Origin of the sequence: Aquipuribacter hungaricus, from assembly GCF_037860755.1 — a bacterium.
Classification (GTDB): Bacteria; Actinomycetota; Actinomycetes; order Actinomycetales; family JBBAYJ01; genus Aquipuribacter; species Aquipuribacter hungaricus.
This window is the reverse complement of the sequence record NZ_JBBEOI010000547.1, coordinates 1-501: the sequence shown is the minus strand read 5'-3', so window position 1 is coordinate 501 and position 501 is coordinate 1. Positions and strand designations below refer to the sequence as shown.

The 501-nt window shown below is 80.4% G+C and carries 1 protein-coding gene; it reads left to right on the top strand.

Annotated features, from left to right (window positions below; all coding sequences use genetic code 11):
* Positions 1-196: 196 nt before the first annotated feature.
* Positions 197-501 (top strand): flagellar hook-length control protein FliK (locus tag WCS02_RS21105; RefSeq protein WP_340296261.1); only part of this gene is annotated, 305 nt, incomplete at its 3' end.

Genomic DNA, 501 nt, shown 5'->3' with positions numbered 1-501 from the left:
CGACGACCGCGGCAGCGCCCCCGCCCCGTCCGGCACCACGACGGGCAGCACCACGACGGGCGGCACCACGACGAGCAGCACCGCGACGAGCACCACCGGCGCCGCGCAGGCCCCGGCCGCCCCGGTCGCCACCGGCGCGCCGACCACCCCGGCCGCACCTCCCGCCGCGTCCATCGGGCCGTTCACCCTGCAGCAGATGGACGCCGTGGCCGCCGCCACCCGCGCCCGCGTCCTGGCCGCCGGCCTGGGCGAGATCACGCGCCTGGTCGTCCACCTGTCGCCCGAGGACCTGGGCCCGGTGCGGATCACCGCCGAGCAGACGTCGCAGGGCGTGCAGGTGGAGCTCGCCGGCGGCGACGAGACCGTCCGCGAGGCGCTCCGGACCTCCCTCGACGACCTGCGCCAGCAGCTCGACGCCGGCTCCGGCGGGCGGCAGGACCCCCGTGACACCGGCCGCTGGGGCGCGGGCGGCGACGCCGACGGCCGGCGCGCGCCGCGACC